Source organism: Frigidibacter oleivorans (assembly GCF_003993775.1).
Classification (GTDB): domain Bacteria; phylum Pseudomonadota; class Alphaproteobacteria; order Rhodobacterales; family Rhodobacteraceae; genus Frigidibacter; species Frigidibacter oleivorans.
Genome location: NZ_RJRZ01000011.1, coordinates 31,810 through 48,546, shown reverse-complemented (window position 1 = coordinate 48,546; position 16,737 = coordinate 31,810). Strand labels below are relative to the sequence as shown.

Annotated in this window: 15 protein-coding genes; 13 read left to right on the top strand and 2 right to left on the bottom strand. The window is 70.1% G+C overall.

Annotated features, from left to right (window positions below; genetic code table 11):
* The first annotated feature begins 2 nt into the window (after positions 1-2).
* The 7 genes from EEY80_RS13680 to EEY80_RS13650 all read left to right on the top strand — a co-directional run bounded on the left by EEY80_RS13680 (position 3) and on the right by EEY80_RS13650 (position 8,452).
* On the top strand, positions 3-2,351 hold the full coding sequence (locus EEY80_RS13680) for a DUF1989 domain-containing protein (RefSeq protein WP_126977270.1): 2,349 nt from the start codon (positions 3-5) through the stop codon (positions 2,349-2,351).
* Between the two features lie 104 nt (positions 2,352-2,455).
* A complete protein-coding gene (locus tag EEY80_RS13675; RefSeq protein WP_126977268.1) occupies positions 2,456-3,109 on the top strand; it encodes a helix-turn-helix domain-containing protein in 654 nt (217 codons plus the stop codon).
* Between the two features lie 187 nt (positions 3,110-3,296).
* On the top strand, positions 3,297-4,427 hold the full coding sequence (locus EEY80_RS13670; protein ID WP_126977266.1) for an aminomethyltransferase family protein: 1,131 nt from the start codon (positions 3,297-3,299) through the stop codon (positions 4,425-4,427).
* Between the two features lie 7 nt (positions 4,428-4,434).
* Positions 4,435-5,031, top strand: coding sequence for a dimethylamine monooxygenase subunit DmmA family protein (locus EEY80_RS13665; RefSeq protein ID WP_126977264.1), 597 nt, complete (start codon positions 4,435-4,437; stop codon positions 5,029-5,031).
* The gene (locus tag EEY80_RS13660; protein WP_126977262.1) at positions 5,028-5,981 is read left to right on the top strand and encodes a PDR/VanB family oxidoreductase; all 954 of its coding nucleotides are present in this window, start codon (positions 5,028-5,030) and stop codon (positions 5,979-5,981) included. Before EEY80_RS13665 ends, EEY80_RS13660 begins: the two co-directional genes overlap by 4 nt.
* 10 nt (positions 5,982-5,991) lie before the next feature.
* Complete coding sequence (locus EEY80_RS13655) at positions 5,992-7,065, top strand: heme-dependent oxidative N-demethylase family protein (RefSeq protein ID WP_126977260.1); 1,074 nt, start codon at positions 5,992-5,994, stop codon at positions 7,063-7,065.
* Between the two features lie 49 nt (positions 7,066-7,114).
* Complete coding sequence (locus tag EEY80_RS13650; protein WP_126977258.1) at positions 7,115-8,452, top strand: NAD(P)-binding domain-containing protein; 1,338 nt, start codon at positions 7,115-7,117, stop codon at positions 8,450-8,452.
* A gap of 12 nt (positions 8,453-8,464) precedes the next feature.
* Here EEY80_RS13650 and mnmA read toward each other — a convergent pair whose 3' ends face one another.
* Positions 8,465-9,607, bottom strand: coding sequence for a tRNA 2-thiouridine(34) synthase MnmA (mnmA, locus tag EEY80_RS13645; protein ID WP_126977256.1), 1,143 nt, complete (start codon positions 9,605-9,607; stop codon positions 8,465-8,467).
* Positions 9,608-9,806: 199 nt separating this feature from the next.
* On the opposite strand from mnmA, the gene sciP reads away from it, so the two are divergent.
* The 5 genes from sciP (at position 9,807) to EEY80_RS20610 (ending at position 15,633) form a co-directional block, all read left to right on the top strand.
* Positions 9,807-10,085 (top strand): CtrA inhibitor SciP, encoded by a 279-nt coding sequence (gene sciP, locus EEY80_RS13640; protein WP_126977254.1) that lies wholly within the window; start codon positions 9,807-9,809, stop codon positions 10,083-10,085.
* A 92-nt stretch (positions 10,086-10,177) separates the two neighbouring features.
* A complete protein-coding gene (gene ctrA / locus EEY80_RS13635; protein ID WP_126977252.1) occupies positions 10,178-10,891 on the top strand; it encodes a response regulator transcription factor CtrA in 714 nt (237 codons plus the stop codon).
* 151 nt (positions 10,892-11,042) lie between these two features.
* Positions 11,043-13,301, top strand: coding sequence for an NAD-dependent DNA ligase LigA (gene ligA, locus EEY80_RS13630; protein ID WP_126977250.1), 2,259 nt, complete (start codon positions 11,043-11,045; stop codon positions 13,299-13,301).
* Position 13,302: 1 nt separating this feature from the next.
* On the top strand, positions 13,303-15,405 hold the full coding sequence (gene recG / locus EEY80_RS13625; RefSeq protein WP_126977248.1) for an ATP-dependent DNA helicase RecG: 2,103 nt from the start codon (positions 13,303-13,305) through the stop codon (positions 15,403-15,405).
* 105 nt (positions 15,406-15,510) lie between these two features.
* Positions 15,511-15,633 carry a hypothetical protein gene (locus EEY80_RS20610; protein WP_268885658.1) on the top strand — a complete coding sequence of 41 codons (123 nt, stop codon included), beginning with the start codon at positions 15,511-15,513 and terminating at the stop codon, positions 15,631-15,633.
* A 179-nt stretch (positions 15,634-15,812) separates the two neighbouring features.
* Here EEY80_RS20610 and EEY80_RS13620 read toward each other — a convergent pair whose 3' ends face one another.
* Entirely contained in the window at positions 15,813-16,271 is a 459-nt protein-coding gene (locus EEY80_RS13620) for an iron-sulfur cluster assembly scaffold protein (RefSeq protein WP_126977246.1), read from the bottom strand.
* A gap of 69 nt (positions 16,272-16,340) precedes the next feature.
* Between EEY80_RS13620 and hisI the strand changes: the two genes are divergently transcribed.
* A complete protein-coding gene (gene hisI / locus EEY80_RS13615; RefSeq protein WP_126977244.1) occupies positions 16,341-16,733 on the top strand; it encodes a phosphoribosyl-AMP cyclohydrolase in 393 nt (130 codons plus the stop codon).
* The last annotated feature ends 4 nt before the right edge of the window (positions 16,734-16,737 follow it).

The following is a 16,737-nucleotide window of genomic DNA, read 5'->3' as shown; positions in this document are numbered from 1 at the left end:
CCATGCTCCTGTCGCCCCCCGCCGCCAGCCTGTTGCGCCGGCCCGGGCAGCCCGCGCTGCCGCCGGGGGTGGAACGTCACCGCGTGCCGGCGGGGGGATCGGTGACGCTGCGGCTGGCGGCAGGCGAGGCGCTGGAACTGGTGGATATCGAGGGCGGGCAGGTGTGCGAGCTGTCCTTCGTCACCCGGGACGGGCGGTTCCGGACCGGGGCGCTCGGCCTTGCCGGCGACGGACCGGCGGGCGCGCTGCAGGCGCTGCTGGCGGCGGCGGACGGATCGGGCCGCCGCCTTGCCGCGGCGCTGCTGCGGGCGGGCGCGGACCCGGCGCAGGGCCGGGCGCTGCGGCTGTTCGGGCCGGACAGCCGCGCGGGCGACCGGGTCCGAATGACGGCGGCAGAGCCGGGGCTGCTGATCGCCGTGGCGCCGCGACCGCCCGCAGCCCCCGACAGTGCCGAGACGGCGACGCCCCTGCACCTGTTCGTCACCCGCGCCCCGGGCCGGCGCGCCTATGCCGACCGGCTGCCCGACCCGCTGGCCGAGCCGCTGACCGATCTGCGCATCCGCCCGGCCAGCGCCCGCGCCTTCACCGTGCGGGCGGGCGAGTGGATCCAGGTGATCGACGTCGACGGTCGGCAATGCAGCGATTTCCAGTGCTTCGACGCGCGCAAGCTCGACCGCGGCATCGAACATGCGCTGGACGCCACCATCACCCGCACCCTGACCGGGCGCAGCTATCCGGCGCCGGGCCTGCCGTCGAAGGCCTTCGACCGCGATTTCCAGCCGCTGGTGGAAATCGTGCAGGACACGGTCGGCCGGCACGACGCCTTCGCCACCGCCTGCAACGCCCGCTATTACGAGGATCAGGGCTATCCGGGCCATCCGAATTGCAGCGACAATTTCAACGCCGCGCTGAACCCGTTCGGCGTCGCTGCCCGCAAGGGGTGGGAGGCGCTGAATTTCTTCTACAACACCGGCGTCGATCACCTGAACCAGCTCTATTTCGACGAACCGTGGTCGCGGCCCGGCGATTATGTGCTGATGCGGGCGCTGACCGATCTGGTCTGCGTCTCGTCCTCCTGCCCCGACGACATCGACCCCGCCAATGGCTGGGACCTGACCGACATCCACATTCGCACCTATTCCGGGCGCGAGACCTTCCAGAGAGCCGTGGCCTGGCGCATGACCCCCGATGCCGAACCCGAACTGACCAGGGAGACCGGCTTTCATGCCGCGCTCGCCCCGCATGTGACCGAGCATGTCGAGTATCGCGGCTTCTGGCTGCCGCAGGAGACGCGGGCGGGCCGGATCGCCGAATACCGCGCCTGCCGCGAGGCGGCGGCGGTGATCGACCTGTCGGCGCTGCGCAAATACGAGGTGACCGGGCCGGATGCCGGGGCGCTGCTGCAATGGTGCCTGACCCGCGACGTGTCGAAACTGTCGGTGGGGCAGGTGGTCTATTCCGCCATGTGCTACGACCATGGCGGCATGGTCGATGACGGCACCCTGTTCCGCATGGGCGAGATGGCCTGGCGCTGGATCGGCGGCGACGATGCCAGCGGGCTGTGGCTGCGCGAACAGGCCGGGCGGATGGGCTACCGGGCCTGGGTCCGGTCCTCGACCGACCGGCTGCACAACATCGCGGTGCAGGGTCCGGCCTCGCGCGAGATCCTGCGCGATCTGGTCTGGACGGCGCCGAACCGCGTGCCGCTGGCCGATCTGGACTGGTTCCGCTTCACCGTGGGCCGGATCGGCGGGTTCGAGGGGATTCCGGTGGTGGTGTCGCGCACCGGCTATACCGGCGAACTGGGCTATGAGGTCTTCTGCGACCCCAAGGATGCGGGCCGGGTGCTGGAGGCGGTGATGGCGGCGGGTGCGCCGCACGGGCTGATCCCCATGGGCCTTGCCGCGCTCGACATGCTGCGGATCGAGGCGGGGCTGGTCTTCGCGGGCCACGAATTCACCGACCGGACCGACCCGTTCGAGGCGGGGCTGGGTTTCGCCGTGGCGCTGAAGGGCAAGGCCGACGACTTCTGCGGCCGCGCGGCGATCGAGCCGCGCAAGGCCCATCCGCGGCAGGTGCTGGCGGGACTGGCGCTGCAGGGGCGCGATGCGGTGGCGCATGGCGACGGCGTGTTTCTGGGCCGGGCGCAGGTGGGGGTGGTCACCTCGGCCACCCATTCGCCGGTGCTGGGCCGGCAGATCGCGCTCGCGCGGCTGGAGCCGGTCCATGCCGCGCAAGGCACGCGGCTGGAGGTCGGGCGGCTGGACGGGCAGATGAAGCGGATCCCGGCCGAGGTCACGGGACTGGCGCAATACGATCCGCAGAAGCTGCGGCCGCGGGGGCTGGCCTGAGCGGATCCGCGCGGCGGATCGTCTTTCCCCGGAAGGCGCATTGCGGTAATCAGCAGTGAAATGCGCCGGGCCTCCGGTGCAAGGATTCCCGGAAGGACTGCCCCTTGGACGATGCCAAGCGCCCCGTACCGCTGACCCAGGACCCGCACGCGCTGCGCGAGCCGCGCGAGAACCGGCTGGAACTGGCCATCGGGCACGAGGTGCGCACCTTCCGCAAGAAGCTGGGCATCACCGTCACCGATCTGGCCAATGCCACCGGCCTGTCGCTGGGGATGCTGTCGAAGATCGAGAACGGCAACATCTCGCCCTCGCTCTCGACCCTGCAGGCGCTGTCGCGCGGGCTCGGGGTGCCGCTGACCGCCTTCTTCCGCGGCTATGAGGAGCCGCGCAACGCGGTCTTCGTCCGGGCGGGCGAGGGGGTGGAGCTGGAACGGCGCGGCACCCGGGCCGGACACCAGTACAACCTGCTGGGCCATATCGACAACAACACCTCGGGCGTGGTGGTCGAACCCTACCTGATCACCCTGTCGGACAATGCCGATATCTTCCCCACCTTCCAGCACGAGGGCATGGAGTTCCTCTACATGCTGGAGGGCGAGGTGGTCTATCGCCATGCCGACCAGCTGTTCCACATGCGGCCCGGCGACAGCCTGTTCTTCGACGCGGATGCGCCGCACGGGCCGGAACAGCTGGTCAGCCTGCCGGCGCGCTATCTGTCGATCATCAGCTATCCGCAGGCCAACGGCGACCGGCGCTGACCGGCGCCCTGTCCCCCGCTCCCCCGTGACGGACCCTGTCCGCCGGCCCGGTCGGGGCGGGGCGGCCGATCCTTGTGCACCTGCCGCAGAATTCTGCCGCAACTGCGAGATTCTTCTTGCGACGCGGCAATCGCTGCCTATCATCAAGAAATAACTATTCCAGAAAATAAAACATCAGGGAGTGATCATGGCGCTGAGCTGGCGTTTCTCGGCCCTTGCGGACAGGCATCGCGCGCTTGGATCGGCGCTGGAGGACTGGAGCGGGATGGGCACCGCCTGGACCTATGCCAAGGACATCCAGGAGGAACACACCGCCATCCGCACCAAGGCCGGGCTGATGGACGTGTCGGGCCTGAAGAAGATGCACCTCGTCGGGCCGCATGCCATCGCCGTGCTGGACTGGATTACCACGCGCGACATGTCGAAGGTGACGCCGGGCCGGTCCGTCTATGCCTGCCTGCTGAACGAAAAGGGCTTCTTCACCGACGACTGCATCATCTACCGGACCGGCCCGAATGCCTGGATGCTGGTGCACGGCTCCGGGTCCGCGCATGAGGAGGTGGTGAAGGCCGCGATGGGCCGCAACTGCGCGGTGCTGTTCGACGACGACCTGCACGACCTGTCGCTGCAGGGGCCGGTGGCGGTGGATTACCTTGCCCGCCATGTGCCGGGTATCCGCGACCTGAAATACTTCCACCACATGCCGGCCACGCTCTTCGGCGCGCCGGTGACGATCTCGCGCACCGGCTATACCGGCGAACGCGGCTACGAGATCTTCTGCCGCGGGCAGGACGCGCCGCTGATCTGGGACACGATCCTGTCCGAGGGGGCAGAAATGGGCATCGTGCCCTGCTGCTTCTCGGTGCTCGACATGCTGCGGGTGGAAAGCTACCTGCTGTTCTACCCTTACGACAATTCGCAGATGTATCCCTTTGCGGACGAAGGCCCGGGCGACAGCCTGTGGGAACTGGGGCTGACCTTCACCGTCAGCCCGGGGAAGACCGCCTTCAAGGGTGCCGAGGAACATTTCCGCCTGAAGGGGAAAGAGCGGTTCCGCATCTTCGGCCTGCTGCTGGAGGCCGACCATGCCTGCGGTCTGGGGGACGAGGTCTGGGCGGGCGACCGGCGGGTGGGGGTGGTGACCTGCCCCAGCTATTCCGCGATCACCGGCCAGTCGATGGCGATCGCCCGGCTCGCGCCCGACTGCGCCGTGGCGGGAACGCCGCTGACGGTGAAGGGGGCGGAAACCTTTGCGGCAAAGGCGCATGAACTGCCCTTCGACGACCCGAAGAAGCTGAAACGCACGGCGGTGGGCTGAGGCGGGCATGGCGGCAGCGTTCCTCAGCCGGCCCGTCTATCCCGGCCTTGCGCTGGTCCCGCAGGCGCGGCGCCACATCTTCGCGCTGGAAGGTGCGGGGGCGGGGGCGCTGACGGACCTCGCCCCCGATGCCGGGGCACTGACCCGCAGCGATATCCTTTACCTGCCGCGCGACCCGGACGGTGCGGCGCAGGCCGTGGCGCTGGCGGCGCTTGGCGCGGCGAGCCTGTGGCAGGCGCCCGACCTCGCCGCGCTGCTTTCCCGCCTGGCGGGGCTGCTCGACGGCGCGCGGATGGGCACCCGGCTTTACGCGGCGGGCAGCGAGGGGTTCATCGGTCAGGTGCTGGTGGTGGCAGAGGCGGCGGGGATCGACCCGCTGTCGGTCGCGACGGAACATCGCGGCAACCGGGCGCGGCGGGTGCAATGCGTGCATTGCAAGACCGTGGCCGAGGAGGTGACGACCCAACCCTGTGCCTGCCCCGGCTGCGGGCTGACCCTGTTCGTGCGCGACCATTACTCGCGCCGGCTCGGCGCCTTTCAGGGCGTCTGCATCGATGCCGAGGAACCGGGCAGCGCGCCGGCGGCAGAGGAGGCCTTCCGATGACGGAACTCGCGCTGCGGGTCGCCGCGATCGACGATGCCATCCCCGGCATCCGCCGCATCCGGCTGGTGCCCCGGACGGGCGGGCTGCTGCCGGCCTTTTCCGCCGGGGCGCATCTGGTGCTGGCGATGCGCGACGGCCCGACGCTGCGCCGCAACCCCTATTCGCTGTGTTCCGACCCCGAGGACCGCAGCGGCTATGAGATTGCCGTGCGCCGGGCGGAGCGGTCGCGGGGCGGATCGGCCTTCCTGCACGACCGGCTGGCGGTGGGCGACCTTCTGTCGGCCGGCCAGCCCGCCAACCTGTTCCAGCCCGACTGGCGCGGGCGGCGGCATGTGATGGTGGCGGGGGGCATCGGCATCACGCCCTTCATGGCGATGACCGCCACCTTCGACCGGCTGGGCCTGCCCTTCGAGCTGCATTATGCCTGCCGCAGCCGCGCCACCGCCGCCTTCGCGGACCTTCTGGTGGCGCGTCACGGCGCGCGGGTGACGCTCTACCCCTCCGACGAGGGGCGCCGCATCGACCTTGCCGCCGTGGTCGGGGATCAGCCGCTCGGCACCCATCTTTACACCTGCGGGCCGGACGCGCTGATGGCCGCGGCGCTGCAGGCCGCGCGGGACGCCGGCTGGCCGGACCAGGCGCTGCATGCCGAACGGTTCGAGGCGCCGCCGCCCGGCGATCCCTTCACGGCGACGCTGGCCCGGTCAGGGATCGAGGTCACGGTCGGCCGCGACCAGAGCCTGCTGGAGGCGCTGGAGGCCGCGGGCGTGGCCGCGCCCTGCCTGTGCCGGGGCGGGGCCTGCGGCGAATGCGCCACCCGCGTGATCGAGGCGCGGGGCACGATCCTGCACAACGACCATTTCCTGTCGCCCGGGGAACGGGCGGCGGGCGACCGCATCATGACCTGCATGTCGCGCTTCACCGGCGACCGGCTGGTCCTCGACCTGTAGGAGATCGCCGATGCCGCCCGGTTCCGCCACCGCCGCCGTCCACCGCCCGGAGACCTTCCTGCCGGGCACCTTCCGCGACGATTTCAGCTATCGCAACAGCCCCGGCAACATCCCGCATTTCCCCTTTCCCTTTGCCGAGGACAGCTATCGCTATTCGGTGAACATCGAACCGCATGTGCCGGGCCGCCCCGGATCGGCCTTCGAGCATCTGATCGACGTGGACGAACACTACCTGTCGGAAATGGCCGACCGGGCGCGGGTGCTGGAGGAGGACCCGCTGCGCTATCAGGCGCTGCCGCACATGATGCTGGCGCAGTGGGACGTGCTGGAACTGCTGATGGAGGAGCAGGCGCGGGCCTATCCGCATCTGTTCACCCTGACGAAGGATGGCGACCGCTGGCGCTGGATCAACCGGCCGATGGGCATCGACGATACCTTCACCTTCGGCGATCCCGCGACCCTGCCGCGCGAACCCTTCGACTATATCGCCCGTCAGACCCAGGGCGACCACGCGATCCTCGACCAGCGCGACGGCAACCTGTGGATGGATGCGGGCATGATCACCGCGCAGGCGGACTGGTCGCTGGATTTCGACGTGGGGATGAGCTTTCACGAATGGCATGCGCCGGTGCCCCTGGCGCATGAGATGGGGGTGTTCGACCGGGCGCTGAAATTCCTGCTGAACCTGCGGCTCGGCCAGCCGGTGCGGCGGCTGAACTGGACGATGACGATCAACCCGCGGCTCGACACCAGCCCCGAACGCTATCCGCACTGGGGGCCGGACCGGATGACGGTCACGCCCCAGAATGCGGGGCGCAAGGTGCATCTGCGGGTAGAGCTGCAAAGCCTGTGGCGGCTGCCGCGGTCGAACGCGATCCTGTTCCCGATCCGCGGCTATCTGATGAGCCTCGACCAGATCGTGACGGTGCCGAAATGGGGCCGCCGCCTGCCGCGGGTGCTGGAAAGCCTGCCGCCCGAACTGGTGGAATACAAGGGGCTCAGCCGCTATCGCCAGACCGCGATCGACTGGCTGAAACCCTATGACGACGGCCAGCCGACCTCGCCCGGCATCTTCCCCGACTGACGATCCAACCGGACCCGGAGATACCGGGCATGAACGACAGGGAAACACGATGAGAATTTGCGTGATCGGGGCCGGTCCGTCCGGCCTTGCGCAGCTGCGCGCCTTCCAGTCCGCCGCCCGCAAGGGGGACCCCATCCCCGAGGTGGTCTGCTTCGAGAAGCAGGCGAACTGGGGCGGGTTGTGGAACTACACCTGGCGCACCGGGCTCGACGAACATGGCGAGCCGGTGCATTGCTCGATGTACCGCTATCTGTGGACCAACGGCCCGAAGGAGGGGCTGGAATTCGCCGATTACAGCTTCGAGGAGCATTTCGGCAAGCAGATCGCCAGCTATCCGCCGCGGGCGGTGATGTTCGACTATATCGAGGGGCGGGTGCTGAAGGCGGGCGTCAGGCCCTGGATCCGCTTTTCCACCGCCGTCCGCTGGGTCGCCTTCGACGCGGAGACGGACCGGTTCACCGTCACCGTCCACGACCTGGCGGCGGACCGGATCTATTCCGAGACGTTCGACCACGTCATCGTCGCCTCGGGGCATTTCTCGGTGCCGAACGTGCCGGAATATCCGGGCTTCGCCACCTTCAACGGCCGCATCCTGCATGCCCATGACTTTCGCGACGCGCGCGAATTCGCGGGCCGCGATATGCTGCTGATCGGCACCTCCTATTCGGCCGAGGATATCGGCTCGCAGCTGTGGAAATACGGCGCGAAATCGATCACCGTGTCGCATCGCACCGCGCCCATGGGCTATGACTGGCCCGACAACTGGGCCGAGGTGCCGATCCTGACCGGGGTCGAGGGCAACACCGCCAGCTTCGCCGATGGCAGCAGCCGGCATGTGGATGCAATCATCCTCTGCACCGGCTATCGCCACCATTTCCCCTTCCTGCCCGACGATCTGCGCCTGAAGACGGCGAACCGGCTGGCGACCGCCGACCTCTACAAGGGCGTGGTCTGGGTGAAGAACCCGAAGCTGTTCTATCTGGGGATGCAGGACCAGTGGTTTACCTTCAACATGTTCGACGCACAGGCCTGGTGGGTGCGCGACGCGATCCTCGGGCGCATCGCCATCCCCGACGATCCGCAGGCGCTGCTGGCCGATGTCGCCGCCCGCGTGGCGGGCGAGGATGCGGGGCAGGATGCCCATGACGCGATCCACTATCAGGGCGACTACGTGAAGGAGCTGATCGCCGAGACGGATTATCCCAGCTTCGACGTCGATGGCGCCTGCGAGGCCTTCTTCGAATGGAAGGACCACAAGAAGGCGGGGATCATGGCCTTCCGCGACCACAGCTATCGCTCGGTGATGACCGGCACGATGGCGCCGGTCCATCACACGCCCTGGAAGGAGGCGCTGGACGACAGCCTGGAAAGCTATCTGATAAACTGAAGGCGAAGGGGCTCAGCGCCCCTTCCAGATCCAGCCGCCGCCGAGGATGCGCGGGCTGTCGGGATCGTAGAACACGCAGGCCTGCCCGGGGCTGACGCCGGCCTCCGGGTCCAGCAGCTCCACCTCCGCCTCGGTGGCGGACAGGGGGCGGATCACCGCGGGGCGCGGCGGCCGGGTGGAGCGCACCTTGACCGCCACATGCCATTCGCCGCGGCTGTCGAGGGCCGCATCGCCCAGCCAGTTGATCTCGCGCACCGGGATCGTGCGGGTGGCGAGCGCGGTCTTCGGGCCGACGATCACCCGCCGCGCTGCCGGGTCGAGCCGGATGACGTAAAGCGGCTCGCCCGTGCCGCCGATGCCCAGGCCCCGGCGCTGGCCGATGGTGTAATGGATCACGCCGCGATGTTCGCCCAGCACATTGCCCGCCTGATCCACGATCTCGCCCGGCTGGCCCGCACCGGGGCGCAGCTTTTCGATCACCGCGGCATAGTTGCCCTCGGGAACGAAGCAGATGTCCTGGCTGTCGGGCTTGTCCGCCACCGGCAGCCCGTATTTCGCCGCCAGCGCCCGGGTTTCCGCCTTCGAGGCCAGATGCCCCAGCGGGAAGCGCAGGTAGGACAGCTGTTCCGGCGTGGTCGAGAACAGGAAATAGCTCTGGTCGCGGTTCGCATCGGCGGCGCAATGCAGTTCCGGCCCGGCGGCGCCCAGCTTGCGCTGGATGTAATGGCCGGTCGCCATGCAGTCGGCATCCAGATCCTTGGCGGTTTCCAGCAGGTCGCGGAACTTCACGCGCTCGTTGCAGCGGATGCAGGGCACCGGGGTCGCGCCGCCCAGATAGGCTTCGGCGAACTCCTCCATCACCGCCTCGCGGAAGGCGTTCTCGTAATCCAGCACGTAATGCGGAAAGCCCATCGTCTCGGCCACGCGGCGGGCGTCGTGGATGTCGCGGCCCGCGCAGCAGGCGCCCTTCTTGGCCAGCGCCGCCCCGTGATCGTACAGTTGCAGGGTGACGCCCACCACGTCATAGCCCTCGTCCTTCAGCATCGCGGCCACGACCGAACTGTCGACGCCGCCCGACATGGCGACGACCACGCGCGTCTCGGCCTGGGGCTTGGCAAAGCCCAGCGAGTTCACGGGATGACGGTCGAGCGGCATGGAAGGCTCCGGCGGGCTGCGTGCGGGGATGGGGCTGGTTCCGGCGGAATATAGGAAAATGCTGCCTACTCACAAGCCCGCGCTTCATGGCCCGTTAAGCGCGAGGGCCGCAGCCTCCGGCCGTCTTGGGCAAGGGGCGGGCGCGGCGATCGGCCCTCCGCCTTGCGCGGCGTCGGGCAGGGCAAGCAGGCAGGTGGTCATGTTTCTGAAGAAGGTCGATGGTCCCCGCGCGGTGACGATGGCGGACGGCACGGTGATGACCCGCGCCGATCTGCCCCCCGCAGACACGGTCCGATGGGTGGCGCGGCGCAAGGCGCTGGTGGTGCGCGCGGTGGCGGCCGGCCTGATTCCGCGGGCCGAGGCGCTGAGCCGCTATGCCCTGTCGGAGGAGGAGTTCGACGGATGGTGCCGGCTCGTGGAATGTCACGGCGAAACCGCGCTCCGGACCACGGCGCTGAAACAGTATCGTCAACTTTAGATTGAACCGGTGCGGCGCCCGATCACAGTAACGTGCAGTTAAGAAAATGAACCGAAAGTCGGTTCCTGACGGATGCCTGTGGAGAATCCCTTATGCGAGTCCTGCTGGTCGAGGATGACCCTGCCACGTCGCGCAGCATCGAACTGATGCTGACCCACGCGAACCTGAACGTCTACTGCACCGATCTGGGCGAGGAAGGCGTCGACCTGGCCAAGCTCTACGATTACGACCTGATCCTTCTCGACCTGAACCTGCCCGACATGACCGGGCATGACGTGCTGCGCCAGTTGCGGCTGGCCAAGGTGGACACGCCGATCCTGATCCTGTCGGGCGCGGACGATACCGACAGCAAGCTGAAGGGCTTCGGCTTCGGCGCCGACGATTACATGACCAAGCCCTTCCACCGCGAGGAACTGGTGGCGCGGATCCATGCCATCGTCCGCCGGTCCAAGGGGCATTCGCATTCGGTCATCCGCACCGGGCGCATCGCCGTCGATCTCGACGCGAAGACGGTGGATACCGACGGCACGCCGATCCATCTGACCGGCAAGGAATACCAGATGCTGGAACTGCTGTCGCTGCGCAAGGGCACGACGCTGACCAAGGAGATGTTCCTGAACCATCTTTATGGCGGGATGGACGAGCCGGAACTGAAGATCATCGACGTCTTCATCTGCAAGCTGCGCAAGAAACTGGCCGAGGCGACGGGCGGCGACAATTACATCGAAACCGTCTGGGGCCGCGGTTATGTGCTGCGCGACCCGGCCCCGGCGGCGCAGGAGGGCAGGGTGGCGCTGCGGGCCTGAGCGGCGGGCGCCCTCCGGCGCGGCGGCCGGGGCGATCCGCGCAAGTCGGCGCGCGCCGGCCGATGGACTAGCCTTCGCCCCGCCCGCATCCTAAACCCGGAAGGCAGGCATCCGGCGGGTCGGATGGCCGGGCTGGCGGGGAAGGGCGATCATGGCGGATCTGGCGGCGGTCGGGGTGGCGGATCTGGCGCCGGAACAGGCGGCGGCGGAATGGCAGCGCCTGGCCGAGGCGGTGTCGCGCGCCAACCGCGCCTATCACACCGAGGACGCGCCCGAAATCAGCGATGCCGAGTATGACGCGCTGAAGCGTCGGCTGGCCGCGATCGAGGACCGCTTCCCCGACCTCGCCGCCGGCAGCCCGACCCAGCAGGTGGGCGCGGCGCTGGCCGAGGGCTTTGCCAAGGTCCGCCACGCGGCGCGGATGCTGTCGCTGGAAAACGCCTTCGAGGATGCCGAGGTCACCGAGTTCGACGACCGCATCCGCCGCTATCTGAACCTGGCCGCCGACGCGCCGCTGGCCTTCACTGCCGAGCCGAAGATCGACGGGCTGTCGCTGTCCCTGCGCTATGAGGACGGGACGCTGGTGCAGGCGGCGACGCGCGGCGACGGCGAGATGGGCGAGAACGTCACCGCCAATGCCCGCACCATCGCCGACATCCCGCAGCGGCTGACCGGCGCGCCCGCGGTGCTGGAGGTGCGGGGCGAGGTCTACATGAGCCATGCCGATTTCGCCGCCCTGAACGAAAGACAGGCGGCGGCGGGGGGCAAGACCTTCGCCAACCCCCGCAATGCCGCCGCGGGCAGCCTGCGCCAGCTCGACGCGGCGATCACCGCCGCGCGGCCGCTGCGCTTTTTCGCCTATGGCTGGGGGGAGCTTTCGGCGCCGCTCGCCGGCACCCAGTCCGGCGCCATCGCCCGGCTGGCGGAACTGGGCTTCCGGACCAACCCGCTGACCCGGCTCTGCCGCAGCCCGGCCGAGATGCTGGACCAGTACCGCGCGATCGAGGCCGGGCGCGCGGGCCTTGGCTATGACATCGACGGCGTCGTCTACAAGGTCGACGATCTGGCGCTGCAGGCGCGGCTCGGCTTCCGCTCCACCACCCCCCGCTGGGCGCTGGCGCACAAGTTCCCCGCCGAGCTCGCCTGGACCCGGCTGGAGGCGATCGACATCCAGGTCGGCCGCACCGGCGCGCTGTCGCCGGTGGCGCGGCTGACCCCGGTGACGGTGGGCGGCGTCGTGGTGTCGAACGCCACCCTGCACAACGAGGATTACATCGCCGGGCGCGATTCGCGCGGCGCGCCGATCCGGGGCGGCAAGGACATCCGCATCGGCGACCAGGTGCAGGTCTACCGCGCCGGCGACGTGATCCCCAAGGTTGCGGACGTGGACCTGACCGCCCGGCCGGACGGGGCGGAGCCCTACGCCTTTCCCGACCGCTGCCCCGAATGCGGCTCGCCCGCCGTGCGGGAAGAGGGCGATTCCGTCCGCCGCTGTTCGGGCGGGCTGATCTGCCCGGCCCAGGCGGTGGAGAAGCTGAAACATGCCGTCAGCCGCGGCGCCTTCGACATCGAGGGGCTGGGGGCGAAACAGGTGGAAATGTTCTTCGCCGATCCCGCGCTGCCGATCCGCGAACCCGCCGACATCTTCACGCTGGAGGCGCGCGACGCCGCCGAACCGCTGAGAAAGCTGAAGAACCGCGAGGGCTGGGGCGAGAAATCCGCCACGAACCTGTTCCGCGCCATCGACGAGCGGCGGCAGATCCCGCTGCCCCGGCTGATCTTCGCGCTCGGCATCCGGCATGTGGGCGAGGTGGCGGCGCAGGATCTGGCGCGGCACTACGGATCCTGGGAGGCGATGACGGCGGCGCTGGACCGGGCGCGTCCGGCGGCGCTGGCCCATCGGGCGGCGGATGCGGCCGAGCAGGCGGAACGCGCGGCGGCCCTGGCCGAGGGGCGCCGCGCCAGGGTGTCGGAGGCCCGGGCGGCGGCGGTGGCGGCGGCGGATCTGCCGGCCGAGGCCGCGGCCGCCTGGTCGGACCTGGTGGCGACGGACGGCATCGGCCCGGTGCTGGCGCTGTCGCTCTCCGACGCCTTCGCCAATCCCGAGGAGCGCGCCGCCATCGACCGGCTGGCCGCGCATCTGACCGTCACCGCGCCGGCCGCCCGGCAGACGGCCGGCAGCCCGATCGCCGGCAAGACCCTGGTTTTCACCGGCACGCTGGAAAAGATGGCCCGGGCCGAGGCCAAGGCGCGGGCCGAGGCGATGGGGGCCAAGGTGGCGGGGTCGGTTTCGGCCAAGACCGATCTGGTGATTGCGGGGCCCGGCGCCGGATCCAAGGCCGCGAAGGCCGCCGAACTGGGGGTCGAGGTCATCGACGAGGATGCCTGGCTCGCGCTGATCGGGGGCTAGGATGCAGCCGCCCGCGCGGGGCCGCCCGCCGATCCTCTTCCCGCTCTTCGCCGGGCTCGAGACGCTGGAGGGCGTCGGCCCGAAGACGGCGAAGCTGTTCGCCGCGCTCGGGGCCGAACGGCCGCGCGACCTGCTCTTCCTTCTGCCGGGGGGCGTGGTGGACCGCCGGCCCCGCGCCTCGATCCGCGACTTCACCGCCCCCTGCATCGCCACGGTCGAGGTGACGGTGGGCGCGCATTGGCCGCCGGCGCGCAAGGGCGGGCCCTATCGCATCTCGGTCCGCGACGCGGCGACGGAATTCCAGCTGGTCTTCTTCCATGCGCGCGGCGACTGGCTGAGCCGGCACCTGCCCACCGGCCAGCGGCGGATCGTGTCGGGCAAGCTGGAACTGTTCGACGCGGTGGCGCAGATCGTGCACCCCGACCACATCCTGCGCCCCGAGGAAGCCGCCGACCTGCCGGGATGGGAGCCGGTCTATCCGCTGACCGCCGGGCTGGGGCAGAAGCAGGTGGCGAAGGCCGCAGCCTCGGCGCTGGCGCGGCTGCCGCGGCTGGCGGAATGGATCGACCCGGCGCTGAAGGCGCGCGAGGGCTGGCCCGACTGGGACGCGGCCCTGCGCGCCGCCCATGCGCCGCAAGCCGCCGCCGATTGCCAGCCCGAGGCGCCGGCCCGGGCGCGGCTGGCCTATGACGAGCTCTTCGCGCATCAGCTGACGCTGGCGCTGGCCCGCGCCCGCAGCCGCCGGGGCAAGGGCCGGCCCTCGCGCGGGGACGGGCGGCTGACCGACCGGGTGCTGGCGGCGCTGCCCTATCGCCCGACCGGCGCCCAGATCCGGGCGCTGGCCGAAATCGCCGCCGACATGGCCGGCGCGGGGCGGATGAACCGGCTGCTGCAGGGCGATGTCGGGTCGGGCAAGACGCTGGTGGCGCTGCTTGCGCTGTGCATCGCGGTCGAGGCGGGCGGGCAGGGCGCGCTGATGGCGCCTACCGAGATCCTGGCCCGCCAGCATCTGGACAGCATCGCCCCATACGCCGCCGCGGCGGGGCTGCGCGTGGCGATCCTGACGGGGCGCGACCGGGGCGCCGACCGGGCGGCGAAGCTGGCCGATCTGGCGGCGGGGCGGGTCGACCTGCTGGTCGGCACCCATGCGCTGTTCCAGAAGGATGTGGAGTTCCGCGACCTGCGGCTGGCCGTGGTGGACGAACAGCACCGTTTCGGCGTGGCGCAGCGGATGGAACTGGGCGCCAAGGGCGCGGCGGCGGATGTGCTGGTGATGACGGCGACGCCGATCCCGCGCAGCCTGGCGCTGGCGCAATATGGCGACATGGATGTGAGCCTGCTGGACGAAAAGCCGCCGGGCCGGCAGCCGGTGCGGACGGCGCTGATCTCGACCGCGCGGATGGACGAGGTGGTGGCGCATCTGGCGCGCGCGATCGCCGAGGGGCGGCAGGCCTATTGGGTCTGCCCGCTGGTGGAGGAGAGCGAGACCTCGGACCTGACGGCGGCGACAGAGCGGTTCCAGGCGCTGCGCGCGGCGCTCGGCGAGGGGCGGGTGGGGCTGGTCCATGGCCAGATGCCGCCTGCCGAGAAGGACGCCGCGATGGCCGGTTTCGTCGCCGGGCGCACGCGGCTGTTGGTGGCGACGACGGTGATCGAGGTGGGGGTGAACGTGCCCAATGCCTCGATCATGGTGATCGAGCGGGCCGAGACCTTCGGGCTGGCGCAGCTGCACCAGCTGCGGGGCCGGGTCGGGCGCGGGGCCGCCGAATCGACCTGCGTGCTGATGTATCGCGCGCCGCTGTCGGGCGCGGCCGAGCGGCGGCTGCAACTGCTGCGCGACAGCGAGGACGGGTTCCGCATCGCCGAGGAGGATCTGGCGATGCGCGGCGCGGGCGACATGATCGGCACGGCCCAATCCGGCCTGCCGCGCTTTCGCATCGCCGATATCGAACGGCAGGCGGGGCTGATGGCGGTGGCGCAAAGCGATGCGCGGGCGCTGCTGGCGATGGATCCGGCGCTGGAAGGGCCGCGCGGGCAGGCGGCGCGGGTGCTGCTGTGGCTGATGGAGCAGGACCGGGCGATCCGGCTGATCTCGGTCGGCTAGGCCGTCCGCCCACCGTATTCGTTAATCGTTCGCTAAAAGTTCTTGATCCGATCCGGGAATCATGAGAACAAAGCAGCAACAGGACCGCGAACAGGAGCCGCGACCATGCTGACCGACCTTCGCCAGACCCTTCGCCGCTGCCGCGCCACGATGCTGGAAGATGCCGCCGGCGCGGCGGTGCTGATGATCGCGCTGGTCGCGGCGCTGCACCTGCCGTCGCCCGTCTGACCCCGATCCGACCCTTACTGCCTCGCGCCCCTTCCCCCGGCCATCGCGGCGGGACTTCCCCGCCCGCCGCACCCCACTGCCTGTCCCGGGACCGCACTCCCGGCCGGCCGGACCGGAACGCGCCACTGCCGCCGCCATCCTTCCCGGGATGTGCGGCGGTTTTTTCATGGAAAAGGGGGTCAGGCCGTCGCCATCTCGGCCTGCGCCACCGCCTCGGCTGCGGCCTCGAGCGCCAGCAGGATCGAGGCATGGCGGTTGCGATAGTCGCGGGCGGGGATCAGCACCTCGTAATCGGCGAAGGGCGCGGCGGGGACCGCTCCGCCCTCCTTCAGCATCGCGGCGAGTTGGTCGCGCGCCGCCTCGATCTCGGCCCGGCTGCGGCCGATCATCGCCGCGCCCGCCACCGCCGCCGAGGCCTGGCCGAGCGCGCAGGCCCGCACCTCTTGCGCGAATTCGGCCACGCGCCCGTCCTGCAGCACCACATCCGCCGTCACCGTGGACCCGCACAGCGGCGAGCGCCGGCGCGCGCTGCCCTGCGGCGCGGGCAGGCGCCCCAGATGCGGGATATCGGCCGTCAGCGCGAGGATGCGCTGCGAATAGAGCTTCATCAGGTCGCCATCACTTGTCCCGTCGCTCATGCCGTTCTTCCTTCCACCGCGCACCGGCTATAGGTAGGGACGAATGCCCTGGCTTGCAAAGGTGCCGAGATGCCCGCCGACGCGACCTCTTCCGCCACGCCCGCGCCCTTCGATCCCGCGACGCTGCGCTACGACGCGAACGGGCTGATCCCGGCCATCGCGCAGGACCACGCCTCGGGCGAGGTGCTGATGATGGCCTGGATGACCGCCGAGTCGATCGCGCGGACGCTGGACGAGGGCATCGTCACCTACTGGTCGCGGTCGCGCCGCGCCTTCTGGCCGAAGGGCGCCACCTCGGGCCATGTGCAGCGGCTGGTGGAACTGCGCATCGACTGCGACCGCGACTGCCTGCTGCTGCTGGTGGATCAGACCGGGCCCGCCTGCCACACCAACCGCCGCTCCTGCTTCCACACCGCGCTGCGGGACGGGGCGGAAGTGGTCATCGCCGACCCCATCGCCTGAGCCG

Bases quoted from the DNA above. Each gene is read 5' to 3' on its own strand.
- EEY80_RS13665 (WP_126977264.1), top strand. From the start codon at position 4,435: ATGGCGGCAGCGTTCCTCAGCCGGCCCGTCTATCCCGGCCTTGCGCTG.
- EEY80_RS13650 (WP_126977258.1), top strand. From the start codon at position 7,115: ATGAGAATTTGCGTGATCGGGGCCGGTCCGTCCGGCCTTGCGCAGCTG.
- recG (WP_126977248.1), top strand. From the start codon at position 13,303: ATGCAGCCGCCCGCGCGGGGCCGCCCGCCGATCCTCTTCCCGCTCTTC.
- EEY80_RS13660 (WP_126977262.1), top strand. From the start codon at position 5,028: ATGACGGAACTCGCGCTGCGGGTCGCCGCGATCGACGATGCCATCCCC.
- ligA (WP_126977250.1), top strand. From the start codon at position 11,043: ATGGCGGATCTGGCGGCGGTCGGGGTGGCGGATCTGGCGCCGGAACAG.
- sciP (WP_126977254.1), top strand. From the start codon at position 9,807: ATGTTTCTGAAGAAGGTCGATGGTCCCCGCGCGGTGACGATGGCGGAC.
- mnmA (WP_126977256.1), bottom strand. From the start codon at position 9,607: ATGCCGCTCGACCGTCATCCCGTGAACTCGCTGGGCTTTGCCAAGCCC.
- EEY80_RS13680 (WP_126977270.1), top strand. From the start codon at position 3: ATGCTCCTGTCGCCCCCCGCCGCCAGCCTGTTGCGCCGGCCCGGGCAG.
- ctrA (WP_126977252.1), top strand. From the start codon at position 10,178: ATGCGAGTCCTGCTGGTCGAGGATGACCCTGCCACGTCGCGCAGCATC.
- EEY80_RS13655 (WP_126977260.1), top strand. From the start codon at position 5,992: ATGCCGCCCGGTTCCGCCACCGCCGCCGTCCACCGCCCGGAGACCTTC.
- EEY80_RS20610 (WP_268885658.1), top strand. From the start codon at position 15,511: ATGCTGACCGACCTTCGCCAGACCCTTCGCCGCTGCCGCGCCACGATG.
- EEY80_RS13620 (WP_126977246.1), bottom strand. From the start codon at position 16,271: ATGAGCGACGGGACAAGTGATGGCGACCTGATGAAGCTCTATTCGCAG.
- hisI (WP_126977244.1), top strand. From the start codon at position 16,341: ATGCCCGCCGACGCGACCTCTTCCGCCACGCCCGCGCCCTTCGATCCC.
- EEY80_RS13670 (WP_126977266.1), top strand. From the start codon at position 3,297: ATGGCGCTGAGCTGGCGTTTCTCGGCCCTTGCGGACAGGCATCGCGCG.